The organism is Streptomyces sp. CA-278952, from assembly GCF_028747205.1.
Classification (GTDB): domain Bacteria; phylum Actinomycetota; class Actinomycetes; order Streptomycetales; family Streptomycetaceae; genus Streptomyces.
This window is the reverse complement of sequence record NZ_CP112880.1, coordinates 4136672-4161599: the sequence shown is the minus strand read 5'-3', so window position 1 is coordinate 4161599 and position 24928 is coordinate 4136672. Positions and strand designations below refer to the sequence as shown.

19 protein-coding genes are annotated in these 24928 nt (G+C 72.1%); 14 read left to right on the top strand and 5 right to left on the bottom strand.

Annotated features, from left to right (window positions below):
* Window positions 1-16: 16 nt before the first annotated feature.
* Complete coding sequence (locus N7925_RS18615; RefSeq protein WP_274344519.1) at window positions 17-1138, top strand: cobalt-precorrin-5B (C(1))-methyltransferase; 1122 nt, start codon at window positions 17-19, stop codon at window positions 1136-1138.
* Window positions 1139-1360: 222 nt separating this feature from the next.
* Here N7925_RS18615 and N7925_RS18610 read toward each other — a convergent pair whose 3' ends face one another.
* The 3 genes from N7925_RS18610 to N7925_RS18600 all read right to left on the bottom strand — a co-directional run bounded on the left by N7925_RS18610 (window position 1361) and on the right by N7925_RS18600 (window position 4267).
* Window positions 1361-2512, bottom strand: coding sequence for a hypothetical protein (locus N7925_RS18610; RefSeq protein WP_274344518.1), 1152 nt, complete (start codon window positions 2510-2512; stop codon window positions 1361-1363).
* 417 nt (window positions 2513-2929) lie between these two features.
* Window positions 2930-3415, bottom strand: a complete 486-nt coding sequence (locus N7925_RS18605; protein WP_416222989.1) for a hypothetical protein — start codon at window positions 3413-3415, stop codon at window positions 2930-2932.
* 207 nt (window positions 3416-3622) lie between these two features.
* Complete coding sequence (locus N7925_RS18600; RefSeq protein ID WP_274344517.1) at window positions 3623-4267, bottom strand: dihydrofolate reductase family protein; 645 nt, start codon at window positions 4265-4267, stop codon at window positions 3623-3625.
* 173 nt (window positions 4268-4440) lie between these two features.
* On the opposite strand from N7925_RS18600, the gene N7925_RS18595 reads away from it, so the two are divergent.
* The 6 genes from N7925_RS18595 to N7925_RS18570 all read left to right on the top strand — a co-directional run bounded on the left by N7925_RS18595 (window position 4441) and on the right by N7925_RS18570 (window position 8685).
* The gene (locus tag N7925_RS18595) at window positions 4441-4995 is read left to right on the top strand and encodes a flavoprotein (protein WP_265600681.1); all 555 of its coding nucleotides are present in this window, start codon (window positions 4441-4443) and stop codon (window positions 4993-4995) included.
* 126 nt (window positions 4996-5121) lie between these two features.
* A complete protein-coding gene (locus N7925_RS18590) occupies window positions 5122-5661 on the top strand; it encodes a hypothetical protein (protein WP_274344516.1) in 540 nt (179 codons plus the stop codon).
* Complete coding sequence (locus tag N7925_RS18585; RefSeq protein WP_416222910.1) at window positions 5658-6032, top strand: winged helix-turn-helix domain-containing protein; 375 nt, start codon at window positions 5658-5660, stop codon at window positions 6030-6032. The genes N7925_RS18590 and N7925_RS18585 overlap by 4 nt, the downstream gene beginning before the upstream one ends.
* A gap of 218 nt (window positions 6033-6250) precedes the next feature.
* On the top strand, window positions 6251-6721 hold the full coding sequence (locus N7925_RS18580; protein ID WP_265600679.1) for a cation:proton antiporter regulatory subunit: 471 nt from the start codon (window positions 6251-6253) through the stop codon (window positions 6719-6721).
* A 2-nt stretch (window positions 6722-6723) separates the two neighbouring features.
* On the top strand, window positions 6724-8037 hold the full coding sequence (locus N7925_RS18575) for a cation:proton antiporter (protein ID WP_274344515.1): 1314 nt from the start codon (window positions 6724-6726) through the stop codon (window positions 8035-8037).
* A gap of 192 nt (window positions 8038-8229) precedes the next feature.
* On the top strand, window positions 8230-8685 hold the full coding sequence (locus N7925_RS18570; protein WP_274344514.1) for a tellurite resistance TerB family protein: 456 nt from the start codon (window positions 8230-8232) through the stop codon (window positions 8683-8685).
* 156 nt (window positions 8686-8841) lie between these two features.
* Here the strand turns inward: N7925_RS18570 and N7925_RS18565 are convergent, their stop codons facing one another.
* The gene (locus N7925_RS18565; protein WP_274344513.1) at window positions 8842-9915 is read right to left on the bottom strand and encodes a PucR family transcriptional regulator; all 1074 of its coding nucleotides are present in this window, start codon (window positions 9913-9915) and stop codon (window positions 8842-8844) included.
* 426 nt (window positions 9916-10341) lie between these two features.
* On the opposite strand from N7925_RS18565, the gene N7925_RS18560 reads away from it, so the two are divergent.
* The 4 genes from N7925_RS18560 to N7925_RS18545 all read left to right on the top strand — a co-directional run bounded on the left by N7925_RS18560 (window position 10342) and on the right by N7925_RS18545 (window position 20941).
* Complete coding sequence (locus N7925_RS18560) at window positions 10342-11028, top strand: hypothetical protein (RefSeq protein WP_274346497.1); 687 nt, start codon at window positions 10342-10344, stop codon at window positions 11026-11028.
* Between the two features lie 155 nt (window positions 11029-11183).
* Window positions 11184-13334, top strand: a complete 2151-nt coding sequence (locus N7925_RS18555) for a flotillin family protein (RefSeq protein WP_274344512.1) — start codon at window positions 11184-11186, stop codon at window positions 13332-13334.
* 438 nt (window positions 13335-13772) lie between these two features.
* A complete protein-coding gene (locus N7925_RS18550; protein ID WP_274344511.1) occupies window positions 13773-18827 on the top strand; it encodes a DNA repair ATPase in 5055 nt (1684 codons plus the stop codon).
* A gap of 80 nt (window positions 18828-18907) precedes the next feature.
* Window positions 18908-20941 carry an NAD(P)-binding protein gene (locus N7925_RS18545; RefSeq protein WP_265600673.1) on the top strand — a complete coding sequence of 678 codons (2034 nt, stop codon included), beginning with the start codon at window positions 18908-18910 and terminating at the stop codon, window positions 20939-20941.
* Between the two features lie 93 nt (window positions 20942-21034).
* Here N7925_RS18545 and trpS read toward each other — a convergent pair whose 3' ends face one another.
* Window positions 21035-22174 (bottom strand): tryptophan--tRNA ligase, encoded by a 1140-nt coding sequence (gene trpS / locus N7925_RS18540; protein WP_274344510.1) that lies wholly within the window; start codon window positions 22172-22174, stop codon window positions 21035-21037.
* A 423-nt stretch (window positions 22175-22597) separates the two neighbouring features.
* Between trpS and N7925_RS18535 the strand changes: the two genes are divergently transcribed.
* The 3 genes from N7925_RS18535 to N7925_RS18525 all read left to right on the top strand — a co-directional run bounded on the left by N7925_RS18535 (window position 22598) and on the right by N7925_RS18525 (window position 24919).
* Entirely contained in the window at window positions 22598-23689 is a 1092-nt protein-coding gene (locus tag N7925_RS18535; RefSeq protein WP_265600671.1) for an LLM class flavin-dependent oxidoreductase, read from the top strand.
* A gap of 5 nt (window positions 23690-23694) precedes the next feature.
* Window positions 23695-24354 carry an FMN reductase gene (locus N7925_RS18530; RefSeq protein WP_265600670.1) on the top strand — a complete coding sequence of 220 codons (660 nt, stop codon included), beginning with the start codon at window positions 23695-23697 and terminating at the stop codon, window positions 24352-24354.
* A gap of 142 nt (window positions 24355-24496) precedes the next feature.
* On the top strand, window positions 24497-24919 hold the full coding sequence (locus N7925_RS18525; protein WP_274344509.1) for a universal stress protein: 423 nt from the start codon (window positions 24497-24499) through the stop codon (window positions 24917-24919).
* Window positions 24920-24928 lie beyond the last annotated feature (9 nt).

Here is a 24928-nt window from a genome sequence, read left to right as displayed (position 1 = left end):
CGAAACGGACTCTCTCATGAACGCTGAGGCGCGGGGCGGTCGCAGTGCCCAACTCAAACACACCGGCCTGCGCCCCGGCTGGACGACCGGGGCCTGTGCGACGGCGGCGACGACGGCCGCGTACACGGCGCTGCTGACCGGCGACTTCCCGGACCCGGTGACCATCACCCTGCCGAAGGGCCAGACACCGGCGTTCGCGCTGGCGGTGGAGGAGCTGACGGCCGGGCCGGGTGAGGCGGTGGCGACGGCCGGAGTGGTGAAGGACGCGGGCGACGACCCGGACGTGACGCACGGGGCGCTGGTCCGGTCGACCGTACGGAGACTGCCGCCCGGTTCCGGTGTGGTGTTCCGGGCGGGCCCGGGCGTGGGCACGGTCACCCTCCCCGGCCTGCCGCTGGACGTCGGTGAGCCCGCGGTGAACCCGGTCCCGCGCCGGCTGATGCGCGAGCATGTGGAGCGGGTGGCGGCGGAGCACGGCGGGACGGGGGACGTGGAGATCACGGTCTCGGTCGACCACGGCGAGGAGATCGCCCGCTCGACGTGGAACGGCCGGCTCGGCATCCTGGGCGGCCTGTCGATCCTGGGCACGACGGGGGTGGTGGTCCCGTACTCCTGCTCGGCGTGGATCGACTCGATCCGCCGGGGCGTGGACGTGGCGAGGGCGGCGGGCCTGGCCCATGTGGCGGGCTGCACGGGCTCGACGTCGGAGAGGACGGTGGTGTCGGAGTACGGCCTGCCGGACATCGCGCTGCTGGACATGGGCGACTTCGCGGGCGCGGTCCTGAAATACGTACGCCGGCATCCCGTCGCCCGCCTCACGATCTGCGGCGGCTTCGCCAAGCTCTCCAAACTGGCGGCGGGCCACCTGGACCTCCACTCGGCCCGCTCCCAGGTCGACAAGCCCTTCCTGGCCGAGCTGGCCCGGACGGGCGGGGCGAACGAGGAGCTGGCTTCCCGGATCACCACCGCCAACACGGGCCTGGAGGCCCTGCGCCTCTGCGAAGCGGCGGGCGTCCCCCTCGGCGACCTGGTCGCCGCCCGAGCCCGCGACGAGGCCCTGGCGGTGCTACGGGGCGCGCCGGTCGCGGTCGACGTGATCTGCATCGACCGGGCGGGGGTGGTGGTGGGGCGGGGGTAGGGCAACGGGCACCGACGCTTGGCACGATCGAGGGTGTCAGCCGCACGGTCTACGCTGCACGGAAGCCCACGGGGTCGAATCGTTCCTACCAGGAATTCATCGCGGACATCTGCGACTGGGAGGTTCCCCGCTCGCCGGGCCGCTGACCGTGCCCTTGCCCCGGGGCTGCTCCGCTGTGCCCCTGGGCCTTCTTGAACGCATGGGGTCAGGCCAGGCCCTCGGCTACGCACCCCTGACTGGCTCCGAACGCAGACCACTACGTGCCTGCTCGCACACAGTTCTTGCCCCGTCGGCAGCACCAGCTCCCCCGGGCACCCCCGCAGCAGCCGCAGCCGCTGCGAGCCGCCCCCGCCACCCGTCCGGATCGCGCCCGGCCTCCACGGCGGCCGCCGCGTCGTCGGCGAGGTCGACGCCGAGGTCCGCGGCCCGGCGCTCGGCCCAGCGGGCCCAGGCGGCGGCCTGCTGGCAGTCCGGGCACTCGGTCTCCTCGGCCATGGCCCGGAAGACATGCTCGGTCCCGGGTCCGGCGCAGGTGACGAGGGGTGCGACGTACTGGGGGACGGCAGGCGGGGACGGGGGCGGCGGGTCCGAGGGCGCACGCACCGGTTCGGCGTCGGGTACGGAGACGACGGCTTCGGGCAGCTTCTGCTCCAGCCTGTGCCGCAGGAACCCCACGGCGCACCGGACCCCGTCCTGCGGCAGATCGCTGCTCAGCACACGGCGCAACTCACCCCCGGAGACCCCTCGCCGCAGCCACTCCACCGTCTGCGCGAGGAGCGAACGAGCCTCGGCGACACCGAGGCGGAGCCCGTGGCTCGTATGCCGCAGCGACAACAACACCCGTTCGGCTTCGACTTCTTCGGCGGTCAGCAGCGGTTCCACCACCTGTGCCGCGTTCGCGTCCGGGGCTTCGGTGGGTGGGTGGGAAGAGTTCTTCTCCCGTTCTTCGTCTACCGGTAGTTGATGACCGACGGCCCGACCCCTCGGCTGACCGACGGTCGGAAACCGCGCACTCGGAGGCGAGGCGTCACCGGCATCGATACCCGCGTCGCACCACAGCCCCAGGACCTCGGCCTCGGCCAACGGCACGTTGGCGAACACCTGTTGTGTCGCCCAATGTCCCCGCTCTCCGCGGACCTTCCGCTCATGCACGAATCCGCACATGACCAGCTCCTTCTTGGCCCGCTGGTACGCCCGCCCCTTGATGCCCAGCTTCCGGGCATGCTCGGACAACGCCAGATCCGTGCCGCCGTCCGGCAACCCCTGAACGTAAAGAATCAGAACCTTCGCGTCACTGCACAGACGCGGATGACGCACGACGTCGTGCGAAGCCTTCGTGTAGCGCCGAGACGGCGCGATAGCATGCCAAAGCATCCCGGTGGGACCTGTTCTTCCACTAGTTGGGTGAAGGCCCTCGGATCGGTGCTGTGAACACCACCGGGGGCCGCCCCATGCGCGGGAACACACAGAGCGTGATGACGCGATTACGGTACCGCAGCCGCGAAGGCGCGAGGACCAAAAAGGTGGAACACCCCACCCGACCAGGTGACTTGCTGATTCCGTGGGCGCATGCGCGACGACGACCACACACCCGGGGCGCATCCTCCGCGTCCGCTGCTCCTCCTGGACGTGGACGGCGTACTGAACCCCTTCGCCGCCCCGGCCTGCCCGCCCGGCTACCGCGAACACGGCTTCTTTTTCGACGACGCCCCCCCGGTCCGCCTGAACGGCCGGGGCTGCGAGGCCCGGACTGGTTTCCTCCAAGGCCCCGCAGCGCCATTCCTCGCCCCCCTACTCCGCCCCCGACTCCACCTGCGTCAGCGCCTCCGTGATCATGCAGGTCGCGAAGTTCTGGTCGCCCGTCATGCGGTTGATGTGTTCGGCGAGCAGGAACGCCGTCGCCTCCAGCGGGGTCAGTTCCGCTTCCGTCCAGTCGCCGTACTGCTTGCGCCAGAGGGTGGGGCTCAGGCCGGTGGCAGCCGCAATGGCCAGGCCCGCCATCGTGGGCACGGCCTCGGGCGGGACGCTCCTCGGCAGCATCTTCAGGGAGGTGACGAGAGTCGGCACCACGTATTCGACGACGTCCTTCTCGTGCGCCTCGTGGGCCTCCCGGAGCCACTTCATGTACAGGTAGATGAGCGTGCATGTTCCGTCCCGCACGTCGTCGATGCCCTCCGGGCCGAGTGACGAGAGCAGTTGCTGGATCAGCTGCTCCTGTTCGGGGTCGGTCCCGCTCTTGCCCGCGTGGACGGTCCTGAGCCGGGAGTCGATCAGCATGAGCGCCGCGCCCACATCGCCGGCGGGAGCGTGTCGAGGTTCGAAGAGCGACATGGCAGAAGTCCTTTTCGGGGTGGCTGCGGGTGGGCAGCACGCTGTGCCCGGGTACGCTCCGTACCTCTGCGCACCCGGACGACTACGCAAACGACTCTCCACGATCCCCGACGGCTCCGCCCCGCACTTCGTGGATTCGGCCGACCCTCGCCGTCACTTCCGCCAGAACAGGTGATGCGTCATGCCGCTCGGGCTCGGGACGACGTCCAGGTGGTAGCGGTCGCGCAGGTCGTCCGGTGAGTCCCACAGGTGCAGGCCGGTGCCCAGTTTCACCGGGGCGACCGCGACGTGCAGGGTGTCGATCAGGTCGGCGTCGAGGAACTCGCGGATCGTGGTGACGCCGCCGCCGAGCCGGACGTCCTTGCCGCCCGCCGCCTCCCGCGCCCGGTCCAGCACCGCCGCCGGGTCGGCGTCGACGAAGTGGAACGTGGTGTCGGAGAGCGTGACCGAAGGGCGCGTGTGGTGGGTCATCACGAACACCGGTGTGTGGAACGGAGGTTCGTCGCCCCACCAGCCCTGCCAATCGTGGTTCTCCCACGGGCCCCGCTGCGGGCCGAACTTGTTGCGGCCCATGATCTCCGCCCCGATGTTCTGCGCGAAGTCCCGCGTGAAGTAGTCGTCCAGGCCACGACTCCCGCCGGGATCGGTGCGGTTCGGCCAGCTCGCCGTGGCGCCCGCCCAGGAGAAGAGCCGGCCCGGGTCGACGTGGCCGAACGGCCGCTCCAGCGTCTGGTCCTCACCGGCGGCGATGCCGTCGCTCGACACCGTGAAGTTCTGAACTCGCAGAAGCTGAGTCATGCCGTCCGTCCTCCTGTGTTCCGTGCTCTGGGGGTACTCCGTTGTGAGACCGGGATCGCCGCCTCAACTCATCGGTACGGCGGTCGCGTCCGCAGGCCTCTCCCTCACTATCGCCGTCCGCACCCCCCGTACGCTGCTGAGCCGCACCGCCTCAGCGATCAACAGGGGAGCCCATGAGCGATCAGCCCGACCGGCCGGCCCGGAAGCCGTTCTTGTACGTCATCGTCTGCGCGGCCGGCGTCGCCCGTGACGTCGACCGGCTCTTCGTCGCGGCGCAGGACGCCGGCTGGGACGTCGGCGTCGTCGCCACCCCGCAGGGGCTCGGCTTCCTCGACGCGGCGGCCGTCGAGGCGCGGACCGGATACCCGGTCCGCTCCGCCTGGCGCTCCCCCGGAGAACCACGCCCGCTGCCCGACCCGGACGCCATCGCCGTCGCGCCCGCCACGTTCAACACCGTCAACAAGTGGGCGGCCGGGATCTCGGACACCCTGGCCCTCGGCATCCTCTGCGAGGCGTACGGCCTCGGCGTCCCCACCGTCGTACTCCCGGCCGTGAACTCTTCCCTCGCCGCGCATCCCGCGTACGCCGAGAGCCTGCGGAGGCTGCGCGGCATGGGCGTCCTCGTCAGCCCCCACACCCCGCACACGCCCAAGTCCGGTGAGGCGGCTCCCTTCCCCTGGAAGGACGCCCTGGAGCTGCTCGCGCCCGTGCTCTCCGCGCGGACCTGAGCGGCTGCTGCGGCCGGGCGGCCCCGATGGGAGGCGCCGCGTCACTGAAGAAAGTACTTTCCCTGGGGGAAAGTAGATGTCATCATGAACATCTGCAGGTCACCCGTGCTCCCGGAAGGTCCCCGCATGTCCATGCCCACGCCCTCGTCGCCGTCGCCGTCGCCGTCGCAGGAGGACGCGGGCGAGCGCCCCGTCGCCTCGGCCGAGTACGCGGCCGGTGCGCTGAGCGACGTGCGGCTGGCGCAGGAGCGGGCCGGGCTCCGGGCGGGGCTGACGCCTGCCTGGTACGGGCCGGCCGCCGCGGTCTGCCTGGTGGGGCCGAGCGTAGTGCGGGCCTGGAGCGACGGCCGGGGCGGAGTCGCGACGGTGATCGCGCTGCTCGTTTCGGTGCTCGGGCTCGGCGTCGTCGTCGCGCTCGCGCGGGCCGCCCGACGGGGGGCCGTGGTTCTGGTGGCGCGGTCCTGGTCCTCGCGCCTGCGGCGGAGCCGGGTCGTGCTGCCCGCCGTCTTCGCGGCCGGAGCGATCGCGGGGCTCGTCTGCTGGGCGGCCGGCGCAGGCCAATCTGCCACCCGGATCGGCGTGTTCGGCGTATGGGGGATCGGCGTCTGGGGCGCTTGCCTCGCCCGTAACGCCTCCGTCCGGCGGGCCCTGCGGAGGCTCGCGTGAGCGACAGAGCTGCCCTGGGCGAGAGCCCCCCGCGAGACGACAGGGCCGCGCAGGACGAGGCCCCCGCTCTGGACGGAGTCATCCACCATCCGACCCGGCTGACCCTCGTCGCCTTCCTCTCCGCCTGCGACGAGGCCGAGTTCGCTGCCGTACGCGAAGGGTGCCGGGTCTCCGACTCGGTCCTCAGCAAGAACGCCTCCGCGCTGGAGGCCGCGGGCTACCTCCACGTACGCAAGGGGCACGTCGGCAAGCGGCCCCGGACCTGGCTGTCCCTCACCCCCGCCGGGCGGCAGGCGCTGGCCCGGCACCTCGCGGCGCTCCAGGGTCTGGTGGACACCGCCCGCCGGGCGGCGGGCTCGGTCGGCACGTAGCCCATCCCCTCCCGCGTACGCGAACCGAACGACCAGGGCGATTCTCGGCCAGGGCGGCGAGGCCGACCACGGCGGTGGCTCGTGGGAGCACTCCGTCATACGTGCCCGTACGGCTTCCGGCCGCGGCCCCAGGCGGATTTTCGCCGCCCGATAAGGTCATGGCCGGATAAAGAGATCGCCAAGTGCGCGCGCACCGCCGCACGTCTCGGGAGGAAGCCATGGGAACCCGCCGCACGTCACTGCCCGGAGTGGGTGCTCAGTACGACTTCACGACCGAGACGGGCCAGCACATTTCGGTCGTCGTCCACAACGACGGTCGCCGGTTCATCGGGTTCTACGAACAGGACGATCCTGATTCGTGCCAACTCTCCGTCCCTCTGTCGACGTCCGAGGCCACCGCGCTCGCGCACCTCATCGATGCGGCGCCCATCGACGCCGTACGGACCGATGGCATCGACCTCGTCACCGAGCACATCCCGCTCGGGTCCCGCTCCCCGTACGGCGGGCGGCTGCTGGGGGAGACGCGGGCACGGACTCGGACCGGGGCGTCCATCGTGGCGGTGCTGCGCACCCACAGCGCGCACCCGTCGCCGGAACCGGATTTTCGACTGGCCATCGGGGACACACTCGTCGCCGTCGGTACGCGTGAGGGCGTCGACGCGCTCTCCGAGATCATTGCGGAGGGCTGACCGTGCATGACACGACTGCGTTGCTGGTGGAGCTGGGAGCCGTCATCCTCGGGCTGGGGCTCGTGGGACGGTTCGCCGGGCGGATAGGCCTCTCCCCGATCCCGCTCTACCTCCTCGCCGGGCTGGCGTTCGGACACGGCGGGCTGATTCCGCTCAAGGCCAGCGAAGAGTTCACCGCGGTGGGCGCCGAGATCGGCGTCATCCTGCTGCTTCTCCTGCTGGGGCTCGAATACAGCGCGTCCGAGCTGGTCACCAGCCTGAAGACGCAGTACCCGTCCGGCGCCGTGGACTTCGTGCTCAACGCGACGCCCGGCGCCGTCGCGGCCCTGATCCTCGGTTGGGGCCCCGTGGGCGCGGTCGCGCTCGCCGGGGTCACCTGGATCTCGTCGTCCGGGGTGATCGCCAAGGTCATGACCGATCTCGGCCGGCTCGGCAACCGCGAGACACCCGTCATCCTCGGCGTCCTCGTCATGGAGGACCTGGCGATGGCGGTGTACCTGCCGCTGCTCACCGCCATGCTCGCCGGGGTCAGCCTGGCCGGCGGCAGCCTCGCGCTCGTGATCGCGCTCGGCGCCGTCGGGTTCGTCCTCTACCTGGCGCTCCGCCACGGCCGCCTGATCAGCCGCGCAGTCTCCTCCGACAACCCGGAGATGCTGCTCCTGGTCGTCCTCGGCCTCACCGTCCTCGTCGCCGGAGTCGCCCAGCAGCTCCAGGTGTCCGCGGCCGTCGGCGCGTTCCTCGTCGGCATCGCGCTCTCCGGCGAGGTCGCCGAGGGCGCCCGCAAGCTGCTCACCCCGCTGCGGGACCTGTTCGCCGCCGTGTTCTTCGTCTTCTTCGGGCTCTCCACGAACCCGGCCGACATCCCGCCGGTGCTGCTGCCCGCGGCCCTGCTGGCCATCGTCACCATCTTCACCAAGATCGCCACCGGCTACTACGCGGCCCGGCGCGCCGGGATCGGCTCGCGCGGCCGCTGGCGGGCGGGCGGCACCCTCGTGGCGCGCGGTGAGTTCTCCATCGTCATCGCCGGTCTGGCCGTGGCCACCGAGCCGCGCATCGGCCCCATCGCCACCGCGTACGTCCTGATCCTCGTCATCGTCGGCCCGCTCACCGCCCGGTGGACGCAGCCCCTCGCGGCGAAGATCGAGGCCCGTCGCGCCGGCGGCGACGGCGACGGAGACGGAGACCACGTCGGCGGCGGGAAGAGCCAGGGCGCGAGCGGCGCGGAGAAGGAGCCCCCCGCGAAGTCCGCTCCCGAGCGCCGACTGGCGTCACACGACGACCTCACCCCCGAACCGGCGGGCGAGACGCGCGAGTAGCCGCCTTGCGGCCCTGTCGCTCGCAACCCCCGCCGGAGCCCCCGGATGCCCTCACCGCGTCCGGGGGCTTCGCCGTGTCCGAGGCTTCTCCGCGAAGGCACCCCGCACCCCATCATCGATATCTACACGCCTGTAGAGTTGCACCCGTTCCGGTTCCGGTCCCGGATTCGCACCGCAACGTAGGGAGACGTCATGGCTCTGTGGGATCGCATCAAAGAATCCGCGTCGTCGATGCAGACGCAGCTGGAGGCGAAGAAGAACGACCTGAAGTCGGGGTCGTTCCGGGACGCGAGCATGGCCATGTGCGCGCTCGTCGCCGCCGCCGACGGCTCCATCGACCCGTCGGAGCGTCAGCGCGTCGCCACCCTCATCTCGACCAACGACGTCCTGCGGAACTTCCCCGCGGACGACCTCCAGCGCCGCTTCAACGCCTACGTCGACCAGCTCACCGCCGACTTCGCGTTCGGCAAGGTCAACGTCCTCCAGGAGATCGCCAAGGCGAAGAAGAAGCCGACCGAGGCCCGTGCCGTGGTCCAGATCGGCATCGTCATCGGCGGCGCCGACGGCGACTTCGACCCGTCCGAGCAGGCCGTCGTGCGGGAGGCGTGCTTCGCGCTCGACCTGCCGCCGCACGAGTTCGACCTGTAGGGCCCACCAGGACCGCCGGTGCGGTCGCTCGGGCCGGCAGACCATCGGCCCGCGTCCCCTCCCCACCGGCAGGCCGGGGGTGCGTCACCCCCCTGAGCACCCCCGGCCACACCTTCCGTCCCCCGCCCCCACGTTCCTCCGCCGGGCGGCCGTCCGTCACAGCTCCTTGGCCGGCCAGTCCAGCAGCCGGGCCCCGATGACCGCCGTCTGCAAGGTGTAGCGGTGCATCGGATCCGAAGGGTCGGACCCGGTCAACTGGTGGATGCGCTCCAAGCGGTACGTCAGCGCCCGCACGCTCAACGCCAGTCGGCGGGCGGTCTCGGCGGCGACACAGCCCGCGTCGAAGTAGACCGCCAGCGTGTTCAGCAGCGGTTCCGCGCCGCCCCGGGCCTTCTGGAGCGGGCCCAGCTCACTGCGCACCAGATCGGCCATCGCCTGCCGGTCCCGGGTCAGCACCGGGTAGACCATGAGGTCCGAGGCGTACAGCACGGGGTCGTCCATCCCCATCCGGCCCGCGAGGTCGAGGGCTTCGAGCGCCTCGTCGTACGAGTGGACCACCCCGCCGGGGCCCTTGTGCGGGCGGCCGACCGCGACCTGGCCGCCGTCCGTCGCCGCGTGCGCCTGCTTGGCGAAGTAGCGCAGGACGTCGGGCTGACTGCCCGGTGCGATACAGACGATCCGGCCGTCCTTCGTCGTCAACAGGATCTTGCGGCCGCTGAACCGCGCCAGCAGCGCCGCCTCCACACTGCGCGGCACCGCGTCCGTCTCCGTGTACGCCTCCGGGCCGGCCGCCACTGCCACCGCGTGCGCCCGGGAAAGCCGCAGGCCGAAGCGGGTCGCCCGCTCCGCGAGGCGCACCAGATCGCTGCGCCCGTAGAGCAGGTCGTCGATGAACTCGCGGCGCGCCGCCTCCTCCCGTCGCACGGTGAGCCGCTGGGCACGCTCGAAGCCCTCGGCGAAGGCGTCGACCGCCTGCTCCACAGCGGCCAGAACGGCGTCGGTCGTGGCGGGGGAGTTTCCGGCAGCTCCTCGTGGCCAGGACTCACGAGTCTGTGCCAGATGCATCGTCACCAGAGCGCGGAGCTGATGACCCGCGTCCGCCGCCGCACGGCCCAGCGCACGGCGAGCTTCCAGTTCGTCGCGGGTCAAGCGACGGCCGGTGAGGGCGACTTCGCCCAGAATGTGGGCATAATTGCCCAGCATTTCCTCGGGAATCCTCAGCTCGGCCACGCACTCTCCTTCAGCCTTGCAACAGTCTTGTCATTTCCCCGACGCACACGGGGCGGTGCCGGTGCCCGGCATGAGCGAAGCGTATAGATTGCCGGGTTCCGGCAATGCGCTGGGCCGGTGTCGGATGACACGATCAGGTCAGCAACAACACGGGGGAAGCACGGGGGAGCACGGGGGCGGAAGCCCCTTCCGGATCCCGGGTGCCGGACCGTCCACGGGGGATCGGGGACGGTCCAGGGCCCGGGATCCGGGATCCGGCGGGAGGAGTCCCGAGGGGCGTTCCGGCCGCCGCGGCAGGTTCGGACAACGCCGCGGCGCCGAGCCTCGCCACCCGCCCGCCGAGCGACCGCTCGCCGCCCCCGTGCCGAATCACACGGACGCGCACCGCCTCAGGGCCCGTGCGCAGAACCGCAGGGGGTGGGACCGATCGGCGAATTCCTGAGCGCGACACTCGGATTCCCCGCCGTCGTTTTCGGCGCCGCTCTGGTGGTCGTCGTCTGCTTCTGGCTGCTGGTGCTCGCCGGGGCCGCCGGCCACGACTCCTTCGACGCGGATCTCGACACCGGCCCGGCCGGTCTCGGCGGCGTCCCTGTCTCCGTCTCCGTCTCCCTGCTGGTCGTCTTCGCCTGGTTCGGCAGCGTGACCGGCACGGTCCTGCTGCACCGGAGCGAGACCGGCAGCGCCACCCGCGCCGTGCTCTCCGTCGCCGTACTCGCCGGGTCGCTGTTCCTCGCCTGGGCGGCCGTCCGCCTCCTCGTCCACCGCTTCCGCCGGTACTTCCCGGCGGAACCTCCGCCATCGCGGCTGGACTTCGTCGGAAGTGTCTGCACGATCCGCACGGGCTCCGTCACCGCCACGTTCGGCCAGGCCGAGGTCGTGTCGCACGACGGATCGACGGCCATCGTGCAGGTCCGCACGGCCGGACCGTTCCCGTCCGCTTCCCGGCTCTCCGGCCCGGCCGCCGAAGAAGCACCGCTGGTCATGGGCGGCTCCGGACTGCTCTACGCGTACGACGAGGACGGCGAGTTCTTCTGGGTCTCGCCCTATGACGCGGCGCTCGATCCGGGTCCGAGCGCCAGACCGCACGAACTGCCGGGCGGGGCGACCGGCTGACCCGGACGGGCCACCGGGCCACCGGGCCACCAGGACTTCAAGCCTTCGGGTACCACCGTCGTCGCCGCCCACCGGCCGCCCGCCCCCGTGACAGGCAGGCCACCTCTACTTCGCTTGTTCCCTCTCCGTACCGACAAGCCGCCAAGGACTCTTCAATGGATGCCATCTCCTTGGGCATCGGCGTGCTCATCGCCGTTGTCCTGCTCATCGTCATCGCCATCGCCTTCGTCATCACCCGGCTGTTCCGCAAGGTCGAGCAGGGCAAAGCACTGATCATCTCCAAGACCAAGAAGGTCGACGTCACCTTCACCGGAGCCGTCGTCCTGCCCGTGCTCCACAAGGCCGAGACGATGGACATCTCGGTGAAGACGATCGAGATCCGCCGTGCCGGGCGCGAGGGTCTGATCTGCCAGGACAACATCCGCGCCGACATCCAGATCACCTTCTTCGTCCGGGTCAACAAGACCGTCGAGGACGTCATCAAGGTCGCGCAGTCCATCGGCACGGCACGGGCCAGCGACAAGGTCGCCATCCAGGAGTTCTTCGCCGCGAAGTTCTCCGAGGCACTCAAGACCGTCGGCAAGCAGCTCGACTTCGTCGACCTGTATACCAAGCGCGAGGAGTTCCGCGACCGGATCATCCAGGTCATCGGTACCGACCTGAACGGCTACCACCTCGACGACGCCGCGATCGACTTCCTCGAGCAGACCCCGATGGCCCAGCTCGACGGGGCCAACATCCTGGACGCCCAGGGCATCCGGAAGATCACCGAGCTGACCGCGATCGAGCACGTGCGGACCAACGAGTTCCAGCGCACCGAGCAGAAGGAGATCACCCGGCAGGACGTCGACGCCCGCGAGACGATCCTGGAGCTGGAGCGCCGGCAGGCCGAGGCGGAGATCAAGCAGCGCCGCGAGGTCGAGGTCCTGCGGGCCCGCGAGGAGGCGGCCACCGCCCGGGTGCAGGAGGAGGAGCGGCTCGGTTCGCAGACGGCGTTCATCAAGACCGAGGAGCAGCTCGGCATCCAGCGCGAGAACCAGGCGCGGGAGATCGCCGTCGCGCAGAAGAACCGCGAGCGCGTCATCGCCGTCGAGAGCGAGCGCATCGAGAAGGACCGGATGCTGGAGGTCATCGGGCGCGAGCGCGAGACCGAGCTGAACAGGATCGCCGCCATGAAGGAGGTCGAGGCCGAGCGCCGCGAGGTCGCCGACGTCATCCGGGAGCGGATCGCGGTGGACCGCACGGTCGCCGAGCAGGAGGAGTCGATCCTCACCCTGCGCGCCGTCGAGGACGCCGAGCGGTCCCGCAGGTCGGTCATCATCGCGGCCGAGGCGGAGGCCCAGGAGAAGCTGGTCAAGGACATCAAGGCGGCCGAGGCCGCGGAGGCGGCCTCCACCCACCTGGCGGCCGAGCAGCTCACGCTCGCCGAGGCCCGGCTCAAGACCGCAGACCTCGACGCGCAGGCCAAGCTGCGGCTCGCCGAGGGCATCCAGGCCGAGACGGCCGCTCCCGGGCTCGCCGCCGTACAGGTGGCGGACGCGGAGGCGGACGTCACCGAGAAGGCCGGTCTCGCGGAGGCCGGGGCGACGGCGGCCCGGCTCAAGGCCGAGGCGGAGGGCTCGCGGCTCAAGGCGCTCGCCACGGCGGAGGGCACCGCAGCCCAGGCGACCGCCGACGCGGCGGTCATCGGCGAGAAGCTGAAGGCGGAGGCCGCGGGGCTCACGGACAAGGCGGCCGCGATGGCGGCGCTGGACGAGGCGTCGCGCGGGCACGAGGAGTACCGGCTGCGGCTGGAGGCGGAGAAGGAGATCCGGCTGGCCGGTCTCGACGTGCAGCGGCAGGTCGCCGAGGCACAGGCGACGATCCTGGCGACGGGCCTGGAGAACGCCGACATCGACATCGTCGGCGGCGACTCGGTCTTCTTCGACCGGCTCGTCTCGTCGATCTCGCTCGGCAAGGCGGTGGACGGGTTCGTCGACAACTCGCGGACCGCGCAGGCGCTGGCGGGGCCGTGGCTGGACGGTTCGTCGTCCTTCACCGACGACATCAGCCGGGTGCTGGGATCCTTCTCCACGGGCGATGTCCAGAACCTGACGGTGTCGGCGCTGCTGATGCGGCTGATGGGGCCGGGGGCGTCGGGGGCGGCGTCGGGGCAGGTGCAGCAGTTGCTGGCGGCGGCGAAGGAGCTGGGGCTGGCGGATCTGCCGGTGTCGTCGCTGACGACCGGTACGCCGGTGGCTCCGGCGGCCACGACCGCCTCCCGGAACGGGGCGGGGGCGGGGGCCGGGGCCGGGGCGCTCGGGTAGCGCACGCCACCCCGTCCGCCGCTTGAGGACGGAACCCTCGGCCACTCCCAGCCCGTCCGCCGCTTGAGGACAAGCCCTCGGCCACTCCCAGCCCGTCCGGCGCTTGAGGACGGAACCCTCGGCCCGGGGGCCCAGGACCGAACGAGGGCGGCCACATCAAGCCCGTCCGGCGCTTGAGGACGGAACCCCTGGCCCGGGGGCCACCGGACTGGGTGTGCGTCCCACGGGGGCGGGCGCACCAGGGACCGGTCTGCCCGTCAGGGCTGGCTCACCGAGCCGAGGGTTCCGTCCTCAAACGCCGGACCGGCTGGAATCCCGGGCCCGCCCCCGCACGCCAGGAGGCGGGACCACCGGCCGCACGGTTCCGTCCTCAAACGCCGGACGGGCTGGGGGTGCCGGGCCGGCTGAAGACGATGGAACACGTAGGGAGCCGTACCCATGGACAGCGACACCACCGCCACCACCACCGCCACCGCCACCGCGCCGCAGAACACCCCGAGCGCCGCCGACGACGTGGACACCGGTGCCTACGAGGTGCTGCGGCGGCGGCTCTCGGCGCAGGCCGGGGAGCTGGTGCGGCGGGCCGAGGCGCTCAACGTACGGCGGACCGAGGAGTTCGGCTCGACCGGGCTGCGGCTGCTGGCCACCGAGCAGGTGCGCACCGAGCGGGCCTCCGTGCCGCGTGACCTCGTCGCGGTGGGCGACCAGTTGCTCTTCGGTTTCGAGCGCGGGCCGGGCGCGCGCGGCGAGGCCGAGGTCGAGGACGTCCTCCTCGTACGGGACTCCGCCCCGGCGGACGACGCCCCGGCATCGGAGTCCGGTGCGGAGACCGGTGCGGAGACCGCCCTCCTCGACGACGACGGTTTCCGGCGCGAGTTCGCCTCCCTCCACCGCTACTTCCGCGACGCCCGCCTGCTGCGGCTACGCCGCGTCGACGGCAGGCTCCTCGCCGTCTTCCGGACCGGCGAGAACGCCGACGACATCCGGGTGCTGCGCTGGGCGCTGGGGCCGGACGGGTCGCCGGGGGCGTTCCTCGACGCGCAGGGCGAGCGCGACCACGTCTTCCCGCCCTCCCACGACTTCGCGTGGATCGTGGCGGGGCGCGAGGCCCACGTCCCGGGACGCCATCCGCACATCGCCGTCGGCAAGGGCGGCGGGCTCTTCGTCGACACGCTCGGCGGCACCCTCACCGTCAAGGTCACCGACGACACGGAGTCGCCGGACGGGATCTACGAGGAGCCCGTCGACGAGCCGTTGCAGTCGCTGGCCGACGCCGACGTCGAGTACGCGGAGGTCGGGCCGCTGGTGCTGCTGCGCGTCCGCCCGTACAAGGAGGACGCCTGGCGGCACCTGGTCTTCAACTCGCTGCTCGCCACCGTCCAGCGGCTCGACGGCATCGGCCCGTCCTGCCACCGGCTCCCCGAGGACCAGGGCATCATCTTCCCCGGCGGCTACTACCTCACCACCGGCACCGCGAAGACCTTCGACACCGCCGAGGAGCTGACCGAGCCGGTCTTCGAGGGCGCGGTCCGCTCGCCCAACGGGGAGGACGTGCTCTACGTCTTCCGCTCCCGCGACGGGCTGCGCAGCCTCCTGCTCCCGTACAACCTGATCCGTCAGGAGGTCGCCACCCCGCTCACCGGGCGCGGGCACGCCCTGCTGGACGACGGGACGCTGGTCCTGCTCCGGGACGCCCCGGACGGGCCCGCGCGCGTGCACCCCTTGCAGCGCTGGGAGACCCCGTACGTCTCCGACACCTACGCCGCCGCCCGGCCCGCCGGGACCGGCCCGCTCGCCCGGACCGGCAACGCCGACCTGGTACGCGGGATCTCCGACTGCCTCGCCCTCGCCCACGGCGTACGGGACATGACGCCGACGACCGCTGTCTACGGCCGGCTCGCGGCCGACTGCGCCCGTGCCCAGGACCGGTATCACTGGCTGTCCGACCCCGAACTGGGTGCGCTCGACGAACCGTTGCGCGAACTGCGGGTCACCGCGCAGCAGGTGCTGGCCGAGTTCACCGCCGTACAGGAGCTGACCCGGCGCGCCGCCGACGCGCTGGAGGAGACCGCCGCCCGCATCACCGCACTGGTGCGCCGGGTGCGCGGCGAGGCTCCCGGGTCGGCTTCCGCCTGGATCGAGCGGCTGACCGAACTCCGCCGGGCGCACGGCCACTTGGCGACGGTCGGCGAGATGCGGTACGCCGACGTCGAGCGCGTCGCGGAACTGTCGGCCCGGACCGAGGACGACATCGCATCGGCCGCCCAGCGGGCCGTGTCGTTCCTCGCCCGCGAGGACGCGTTCGACGGGTATCACAAGGACATCGCGGGGCTCGTGGCCGACGCGGGTGCGCTGGAGACCGTCCGGGACGCATCCGCCGTGACCGACCGGCTGTCGGCGATGACGGAGGGGCTGGCCACCGTCACGGATGTCGTCGCCGGTCTCGACATCGGCGACGCCACCGTCCGTACGTCGATCCTGGAGCGGATCGCGGAGGTGCTGGGCGGTGCGAACCGGGCCCGCGCCACGCTCGACGCACGCCGCCGGGAGCTGCTGTCGAAGGAGGGGCGGGCCGAGTTCGCCGCCGAGTTCGCGCTGCTCGGACAGGCGGTGACGGGCGCGCTGTCCGCTGCCGACACCCCGGAGACATGTGACGACCAACTAGCTCGCTTGTTGCTCCAGTGGGAGAACCTGGAGTCGCGGTTCGCGGAGTTCGACGACTTCCTCGCCGAGCTGGCCGAGCGCCGCACCGAGGTGTACGAGGCGTTCTCGGCGCGCAAGCAGACCCTCCAGGACGAGCGGGCGCGGCGCGCGGAGCGGCTGGCCGGGTCGGCGGGCCGGGTGCTGGAGACCATCGCCCGGCGACTGGCCTCGCTGGAGGACCTCGACGCCGTCCACACCTACTTCGCCTCCGACCCGATGGTCGCCAAGGTCCGCCGGACCGCCGACGAGCTGCGTGAACTGGGCGACCCCGTACGGGCGGAGGAGCTGGACGGGCGGCTGAAGGCGGCCCGCCAGGAGGCCGGCCGCGCCCTGCGCGACCGCACCGAGCTGTACGCAGACGGCGGCTCCGTGATCAAGCTGGGCCGCCACCGGTTCGCGGTGAACACCCAGCCGTTCGACCTGACGCTCGTGCCCGCAGGGGAGAGCCTCGCCTTCGCGCTGACCGGGACGGACTACCGGGCCCCGGTCACCGACCCGGCGTTCGCGGCGGCCCGGCCGTACTGGGAGCAGCTGCTCCCCTCCGAGAACGCCTCCGTCTACCGCGCCGAGCACCTCGCCGCCCGCCTCCTCGACGAGCACGGGGCCGGACACCTCGCCTCGCTGGCCGATCCCGAACTGGCGCGTCTCGTGCGGGAGTCAGCTTCCGATGCGTACGACGAGGGGTACACGCGGGGCGTCCACGACGAGGATGCCACCGCGATCCTGGCCGCACTGCTGCGCCTGCACGCGGACGCGGGGCTGCTGCGCCACGAGCCCGCCGTCCGCGCGGCGGCCCAGCTCTTCTGGGTGTACGACGCCGACGACCCGCTGCGCACCTCCTGGACCAGGCGCGCGGTCTCGCTGGCGCGTGCCCGCGACACCTTCGGGCTCGCCCCGGCCATCGCGGTGCTCCAGGGGGAGTGGGCGGCGGCGATCGGCTCCCCGTGCCCGTCCGCGCCGGGTCACGCCGTCGCCGCGTACCTCTTCGATGAGCTGACCACCGGGCCCGCCGGATTCGTCGTGGGCTCCTCGGTCCGCGCCTTCCTGGAGGCCTTCCACCGGGCGGTCGGCCCTGACGCGTACGCCGAGGACCTGGCGGCCCTGGGCGACGACCAGGCCGCCCGCCGGCAGCTCGTGGAGGGCTGGCTCGCCCCGTACGCCGAGACGGCGGGGGCCTGCGGCGGAGCCGGTCTCGGCGGCGGCGACCTGGCGGAGGCCGTGGCGGTGGAGCTCTGCCCGGAGCTGGAGCGGTACGCGAGCGACGCGCCGCTCACCGAGCGCCTGGAGGGCCTCCTCGGCGACCACCCGCGCATCGAGGGCGGCGGGGCCCTCACCGTACGGATCGACGAACTCCTCGCCCGTACCGCCGCGTTCCGCGCGCACACCGTGCCCGGCTTCCGCGCCTACCAGCGGCTGCGCACCTCCCTGGTGACCGCCGAGCGCGGACGGCTGCGGCTGGACGACCACCGGCCGCGCGTGATGTCGGCCTTCGTCCGCAACCGGCTGCTCGACGAGGTGTACCTGCCGCTGATCGGCGACAGCCTTGCCAAGCAGCTCGGCACCGCCGACGCCGACCGGCGCACCGACTCGCAGGGGCTGCTGCTGCTCGTCTCGCCGCCCGGCTACGGCAAGACGACGCTGATGGAGTACGTCGCGGAGCGGCTCGGCATGGTGCTCGTCAAGATCAGCGGGCCGAACCTGGGCCACGACGTGACCTCCCTCGACCCGACCCGGGCCCCGAGCGCCACCGCCCGGCAGGAGATCGAGAAGATCAACTTTGCGCTGGAGGCGGGCAACAACACCCTCCTCTACCTCGACGACATCCAGCACACCTCGCCCGAGCTGCTCCAGAAGTTCATCCCGTTGTGCGACGCCACACGCCGGATCGAGGGCGTGCGGGACGGCGAGCCGCGCAGCTACGACCTGCGCGGCAAGCGGTTCGCGGTGTGCATGGCGGGCAACCCGTACACCGAGTCCGGCGAACAGTTCCGGATCCCCGACATGCTCGCCAACCGGGCCGACGTCTGGAACCTCGGCGAGGTCCTCAGCGGCCGGGACGACGTCTTCGCGCTGAGCTTCGTGGAGAACGCCCTGACCGCCAACCCGGTCCTCGCCCCGCTGGCCGCCCGGTCCCGGGACGACCTGGCGCTGCTGGTGCGGCTGGCGGGCGGCAGCGACCCGGCGGCGCGCGCGGAGCACATGGACCACCCGTACAGCGCTGCGGAGTTGGACCGGATCCTGGCGGTGCTGCGCCATCTGCTCACGGCCCGGGACACCGTGCTCGCGGTGAACGCGGCGTACATCGCCTCGGCCGCGCGGACGGACGCCACGCGCACCGAGCCGCCGTTCCGGCTCCAGGGCTCCTACCGCAACATGAACAAGATCGCCGAGCGGATCGTGCCCGTCATGAACGACGACGAGCTGTCCGCCGTCGTCGACGACCACTACGCCGGCGAGGCCCAGACGCTCACCACGGGGGCCGAGGCGAATCTCCTCAAGCTGGCCGCCCTGCGCGGGACGCTCACCGCCGAACAGGCCGAACGGTGGGCGGCGATCACCGCGTCCTACGTCCGCACGCAGGCGCTCGGCGGCCCGGACGGCGACCCCATGACGAGGGCGGTGGCCGCGCTCGGGCTGCTCGCGGACCGGATCGCGGCGGTCGAGGCGGCGATCCAGCGCGCGGCGGACCCCCGGCACCTGCTGGCGGGCGGACACCACGGACCGGTGGGCGCGCTGAACGACCGGGCGGTTCCGGAGCACCACGCGGAGATCACCGACACTCCACACTGACCGCAAAGACACTCGGACCGCAAAGACATACGGACCGGGAAGACACACGGACCGGGAAGACCGAGCCGAAGGATCACGGCATGCTGGGTTTCGTGCCTCCACTTCCTCAGCAGCCGGGACGCCCACCGTCGGCCGGCCACATGATCGTCTGCGGTGACGACGCCCTGGCGCGCCGGCTCGCCGTAGAGCTGCGCTACGTCTACGGGGAACGGGTCACCCTGCTCCTGCCCCCGGGCCGGGACGCCAACAGCCCGGAGACGCCGCTGACCCAACGGGGGCGGGCGGCGGCCCTGTTCGGCCGGATGTCGGCGGCGATGAACCGCGCGGGCAACGGCAACGGGACGACCGGGGGCGGCGACAGCAACGGGACGGCCGGGGACGGCAGCGGCGACACCAACGCCGGGGTCGAGGCCGTCCGCATCATGGAGGCCCCCGAACCGTCCGACGACGTACTGGAGGAGGCGGGCGTCGACCGGGCCGCCGCCCTCGCGCTCGTCTACGACGACGACGAGCGCAACATCCGCGCCGCCCTGACCGCCCGCCGCCTCAACCCCCGTCTGCGGCTGGTGATCCGGCTCTACAACCGCAAGCTCGGGCTCCACCTGGAGGAGCTGCTCGACCAGGCGGCGGCCGTCGCCATGCCCGGCATTGACCCGGCACTGCTGGACGCCTCCACCACCGTCCTGTCCGACGCCGACACCGCCGCCCCGGCCCTCGCCGCCACCGCCCTCACCGGCAGCAGCAAGATCATCCAGGCCGAGGGGCTGCTCCTGCGCGCCGCCGAACGCCCACCGCCGCGCTCGGGGGAGACAGCCGACCCCGGCCTGTGCACCCTCGCCCTGCTCTCCTCCACCACCAACGACCCGGCGGGCGCGGAGGGTTCGGACAGCAGCGGCGACGAGGCCCCGCAACTGCTGCCCGACGCGAGCGCCGTCGCCGCAGCGACCGGCCGGGGCACGGTGGTCCTCGAAGCGGTCAGCCGGGCCGGTCCGGCCCGTCCGGCCACCCGGATGGGCGGCAGGGGCGCCCCGCTCTCGCAGGTCTTCTCCCGCAGGCTGCGCTGGTCGGCCCTCGGGGTCGCGGCCTCCGTGGTCGCCCTGGTGATCGCCTCGGTCGTGACCACCGAGGACAGCGTGGTGCACTCCACCCACCTGACCCTGCTCGACCTGCTGGCGATGGGCGACCCGGCCGAGGGCGAAAGGGACGCCCGGCAGATCATCCAGCTCCTCTCCGGCGTCGCCGGCCTCCTCCTGCTCCCCCTGCTGGTCGCCGCCGTACTGGAGGCGTTCGGCACCCTGCGCACCGCCTCCTCGCTGCGCCGCCCACCGCGCGGTCTGTCGGGGCACGTGGTGCTGCTGGGGCTCGGCAAGATCGGCACGCGCGTCCTCGTACAGCTCCGCGAACTCGACGTCCCCGTGGTCGTCGTCGAGGAGGACCCCGACGCGCGCGGCATCCCGCTGGCGCGCTCCTTGCACGTGCCGACCGTCCTTGGCGACGTCACCCAGGAAGGCGTCCTGGAGGCGGCCAAGATCCGCCGCGCCCGCGCTCTCCTCGCCCTCACCAGCATCGACACCACGAACCTGGAAGCGGCGCTGTACGCCCGCTCGGTGAAGCCCGAACTCAGGGTCGCGCTGCGGCTGTACGACGACGAGTTCGCCACCGCCGTCTACCGCACCCTGCGCACCGCGCACCCCGGGGCCCTGACCCGCTCCCGCTCCGTCTCCCACCTGGCCGCCCCGGCCTTCGCCGGCGCCATGATGGGCCGCCAGATCCTGGGCGCGATACCGGTCGAGCGCAAGGTCATGCTGTTCGCGGCCCTGGAGGCGGCGGGGCACCCGCAGCTGGAGGGCCACACGGTCGAGCAGGCCTTCCGCGCGGGCGCCTGGCGGGTCCTGGCCATCGACGCCACCCCGCCGGCCGACCGGACCCCGGACCTCGCCGCGATCCCGCCGTACAACCCGGACGGCGACGCGGAGCCGCCGCCGTCCGGACTGGTCTGGGACCTGCACCCCGGCTACGTCCTGCGCGCCACGGACCGGGTGGTGATCGCCGCCACCCGCCGGGGGCTCGCGGAGCTGCTGCGGCGGCAGCGGCCGGTGGCGCCGAGACGGTAGGGGGCGCGGGGCGGCAGGGGGCCGGGCAGAGGGGGCGCCGGGCGGGCGGAGGCCCGACGGCACCCGGCCTACCCGGCTACCCGGCCTACCGCGTTACCGGAACGCGCCCATCTTCTCCCGCACCTCGTCCAGCGTGGCCTCCGCCAGTGCGTTCGCCCGCTCGTTGCCCGCGCGGAGCACCGACCGTACGTACGTCAGGTCCTTCGCGTACTCCGCCCGCCGGACCCGGAAGGGGGCCAGGTGGCTGTTGACCGCGTCGGTCACCGTCCGCTTGAGAGCGGCGGCTCCGCCGTCGCCGATCTCCGCCGCGACCTCGTGCGGGTCCCGCTCCAGACAGAGGGCGGCCAGCAGCACCAGGGAGGAGACGTTGGGGCGGGCGTCGGGGTCGTAGGTGATGTGCCGGTCGGCGTCCGTGGTCGCGCCCTTGATGAGGCAAGCCGTCTCGTCGGCGGTGGCGCCGAGCGGTACGGAGTTGGCCCGGCTCTTGCTCATCTTCGTACCGTCCGTGCCGAGCAGCAGAGGCGCGGCGGAGAGCATGATGTCCGGTTCCTGGAAGACGTCGCCGTACCGCTCGTTGAAGCGGCGGGCGATCGTCCGGGTGACTTCCAGGTGGGGCGCCTGGTCCCGGCCGACCGGAACCAGGTTTCCCTTGCAGGACAGGATGTCGGCGGCCTGGTGGACCGGGTAGGTGAGCATCAGCCCGCTGACCGTGGACTGCCGTGAGTACGCGATCTCGTCCTTGACCGTGGGGTTGCGGTTCAGCTCCGCGACGGAGACGAGGCTGAGGAAGGGCAGCATGAGCTGGTTGAGCGCGGGGACGGCGCTGTGGCAGAAGACGGTGGACCGGGCGGGATCGATACCGAGGGCCAGATAGTCCAGGAGCAGCCCGTCGGTGTACTCCCCCAGCCGCTCGGCGGTGTCCCGGTCGGTGATCACCTGGTAGTCGGGGATGAGGACCATGACGTCCACGCCGAGGTCCTGGAGGCGGACCCGGTTGAGCAGGGAGCCGAAGTAGTGGCCGAGGTGGAGGGGGCCGGTGGGGCGGTCCCCGGTGAGGACCCGGAAGCTTCCGGGGTCCTGGGCGATGCGGCGCTCCAGCTCGGCGCTGGAAAGCCCGGCGCTGTGGCGCTCGGCGCTGGGGAGCCCGGTGGGGGCGGCCGGGGCGGGGGCCGTGCCGGTGGCGGCGGGCGCTGTGCCGGGTGCGGTGCCGGTGCTGGGTGCGGTGCTGGTCATGGGATCGGGTCTCTCCTCGCGTGGATGGTGCGTGGAGGACGGCCCCGCCGGTGAGCGCCGCTGCGCTTCGTCTCCGTGTCCGCGCCGTACGAGAACGCCGTACGAGAACGCCGTACGAGAACGCCGTACGAGAGCGCTTTGCGGGGGCAGCGAAAAGGGCCGTCCATGTCGAACGGCCCTGGTTCCGTGCAGATGCTGTGGCCGCTCCTAGAAGGAGCGCCACCAGTTTCGGCACAGGACGGAGGTCATGGGCCGAGTGTAGCGGCCGCAGGGCGCCGGGCCGCGTGGAACAGGCAGGAATAGGCCGGAGGGGGGTCCCGTTGTAGGGTGTAGTTCAACGTTCAACCAAATCGGCCAGGGCTTCGACCCAGAGCTTCGGAACGGAGCTCGGAACCACGGCCGGGACTCAGGAAGGCGGACGCCATGCAGTTCGGGATCTTCACCGTCGGGGACGTCACGACCGACCCGACCACCGGCCGGACCCCCACCGAGAACGAGCGGATCAAGGCGACCCTGGCCATCGCGCAGAAGGCCGAGGAGGTCGGCCTGGACGTCTTCGCGACCGGCGAGCACCACAACCCGCCGTTCGTCCCGTCCTCCCCGACGACCACCCTCGGCTACATCGCCGCCCGCACCGAGAACCTCGTCCTCTCCACCTCCACCACGCTGATCACCACCAACGACCCGGTGAAGATCGCGGAGGACTACGCCACCCTCCAGCACCTCGCGGACGGCCGCGTCGACCTGATGATGGGCCGGGGCAACACCGGACCGGTCTACCCCTGGTTCGGCAAGGACATCCGCCAGGGCATCCCGATGGCGATCGAGAACTACGCCCTGCTGCACAAGCTGTGGCGCGAGGACGTCGTGGACTGGGAGGGCAAGTTCCGTACGCCGCTCCAGTCCTTCACCGCCACCCCGCGCCCGCTGGACGGCGTCCCGCCGTTCGTCTGGCACGGCTCCATCCGCTCCCCCGAGATCGCCGAGCAGGCCGCGTACTACGGCGACGGCTTCTTCCACAACAACATCTTCTGGCCCATGGAGCACACGAGGAAGATGGTCGACCTCTACCGGCGCCGCTACGCCCACTACGGGCACGGCACCGCCGACCAGGCCATCGTCGGACTCGGCGGCCAGGTGTTCATGCGCAAGAACTCGCAGGACGCGGTACGGGAGTTCCGCCCGTACTTCGACAACGCGCCGGTCTACGGCCACGGCCCGTCCCTGGAGGACTTCACCCGCGAGACCCCGCTGACCGTGGGCTCCCCGCAGGAGGTCATCGAGCGGACCCTGACGTTCCGGGACGCGGTCGGCGACTACCAGCGCCAGCTGTTCCTGATGGACCACGCGGGGCTCCCCCTGAAGACGGTCCTGGAGCAGCTCGACATCCTCGGCGAGGAAGTCGTACCGGTGCTGCGCAAGGAGTTCGCGAACCTGCGGCCGGCCGGAGTGCCGGAGTCCGCGCCCCTCCACCCGGCGGTCGCCGCCGCCCGAGCCTCTGGAAAGGAGGCCTGACCCCGATGTTCGCCACCACCCCCCTGCGCATCGTCGCCGTCTCGGCCGGGCTCAGCCAGCCGTCCTCCACCCGGCTGCTGGCCGACCGGCTGGCCGCCGCCACCCGCGAGCGCCTCGCGGCCGAGCAGGACCGGAACGTCGAGGTCCAGGTCATCGAGGTCCGCGACCTCGCCGTGGACATCGCCCACCACCTGCTCAGCGGCTTCCCCTCGGCCACGCTGCGGGAAGCGATCGACGCGGTGACGGAGGCCGACGGGCTGATCGCCGTGACGCCGGTGTTCACCGCCTCGTACAGCGGTCTGTTCAAGTCGTTCTTCGACCTGATCGACAACACCGCGCTGACCGGCAAGCCCGTGGTGATCGCCGCGACGGGCGGGACGGCCCGGCACTCGCTGGTCCTGGAACACGCGCTGCGCCCGCTCTTCGCCTACCTCCGGGCGGTCACCGTGCCCACCTCCGTCTACGCGGCCTCGGAGGACTGGGGCTCCTCGGGCGACGAGTACACCGAGGGCCTGCCGTCCCGGATCCGGCGCGCCGGCGGCGAGCTGGCCTCCGCGGTCCTGGGCCGTACGGTCTCCGGCGCCTCGCGGTCCCCGGGCCTGGACGACGGGGAGGACGCGGTCGTCCCGTTCGAGCAGCAGCTCGCGGACCTGCGGCTGGACTGAGGCCGTGGGGGTGGTTCCCACCGAACCACCCCCACTTGTCCGATGTGATTACAGTGAGATCAAACGCTGTACGAGCGGGACAGAACGGGACCGCGCTGTACGGACTCGGACTCACTGGGCTGTACCGAGCTGGAGGCACATTATGGGCAGGATCGTTGTGGGCGTCGACGGCTCCGACTCCTCGATCAAGGCGCTGCACTGGGCCGTGCGGCAGGCCGAGCTGACCGGCGCCACGGTGGAGGCCGTGAACAGCTGGGAGTACCCCGCCACCAGCTGGGCGTCGATGATGCCGGGCTTGCCGGAGGACTTCGACCCGCAGGCCCTGGCCACCGTCTCCCTCACCGAGGCGCTGGAGGAGGCCCTCGGCGCCGAGGGGGCCGCCGCGGTCAGCAAGGTCGTGGTCATCGGCAATCCGCCCCAGGCCCTGCTCGACCGCGCCCAGGGCGCCGACCTGCTCGTCGTGGGAGCCCGCGGCCACACCGGCCTGAAGGCCACCCTGCTCGGCTCGGTCAGCCTCCATGTCACCCAGCACGCGCCGTGCCCGGTGACGGTCGTACGCGACTGAGGCGTCTCC

What these genes read in the sequence shown, in the direction of transcription:
- N7925_RS18615 (WP_274344519.1), top strand. Translation starts at nt 17, where the DNA reads ATGAACGCTGAGGCGCGGGGCGGTCGCAGTGCCCAACTCAAACACACC.
- N7925_RS18610 (WP_274344518.1), bottom strand. Translation starts at nt 2,512, where the DNA reads ATGCTTTGGCATGCTATCGCGCCGTCTCGGCGCTACACGAAGGCTTCG.
- N7925_RS18605 (WP_416222989.1), bottom strand. Translation starts at nt 3,415, where the DNA reads ATGCTGATCGACTCCCGGCTCAGGACCGTCCACGCGGGCAAGAGCGGG.
- N7925_RS18600 (WP_274344517.1), bottom strand. Translation starts at nt 4,267, where the DNA reads ATGACTCAGCTTCTGCGAGTTCAGAACTTCACGGTGTCGAGCGACGGC.
- N7925_RS18595 (WP_265600681.1), top strand. Translation starts at nt 4,441, where the DNA reads ATGAGCGATCAGCCCGACCGGCCGGCCCGGAAGCCGTTCTTGTACGTC.
- N7925_RS18590 (WP_274344516.1), top strand. Translation starts at nt 5,122, where the DNA reads ATGTCCATGCCCACGCCCTCGTCGCCGTCGCCGTCGCCGTCGCAGGAG.
- N7925_RS18580 (WP_265600679.1), top strand. Translation starts at nt 6,251, where the DNA reads ATGGGAACCCGCCGCACGTCACTGCCCGGAGTGGGTGCTCAGTACGAC.
- N7925_RS18570 (WP_274344514.1), top strand. Translation starts at nt 8,230, where the DNA reads ATGGCTCTGTGGGATCGCATCAAAGAATCCGCGTCGTCGATGCAGACG.
- N7925_RS18555 (WP_274344512.1), top strand. Translation starts at nt 11,184, where the DNA reads ATGGATGCCATCTCCTTGGGCATCGGCGTGCTCATCGCCGTTGTCCTG.
- N7925_RS18550 (WP_274344511.1), top strand. Translation starts at nt 13,773, where the DNA reads ATGGACAGCGACACCACCGCCACCACCACCGCCACCGCCACCGCGCCG.
- N7925_RS18545 (WP_265600673.1), top strand. Translation starts at nt 18,908, where the DNA reads ATGCTGGGTTTCGTGCCTCCACTTCCTCAGCAGCCGGGACGCCCACCG.
- trpS (WP_274344510.1), bottom strand. Translation starts at nt 22,174, where the DNA reads ATGACCAGCACCGCACCCAGCACCGGCACCGCACCCGGCACAGCGCCC.
- N7925_RS18535 (WP_265600671.1), top strand. Translation starts at nt 22,598, where the DNA reads ATGCAGTTCGGGATCTTCACCGTCGGGGACGTCACGACCGACCCGACC.
- N7925_RS18530 (WP_265600670.1), top strand. Translation starts at nt 23,695, where the DNA reads ATGTTCGCCACCACCCCCCTGCGCATCGTCGCCGTCTCGGCCGGGCTC.
- N7925_RS18525 (WP_274344509.1), top strand. Translation starts at nt 24,497, where the DNA reads ATGGGCAGGATCGTTGTGGGCGTCGACGGCTCCGACTCCTCGATCAAG.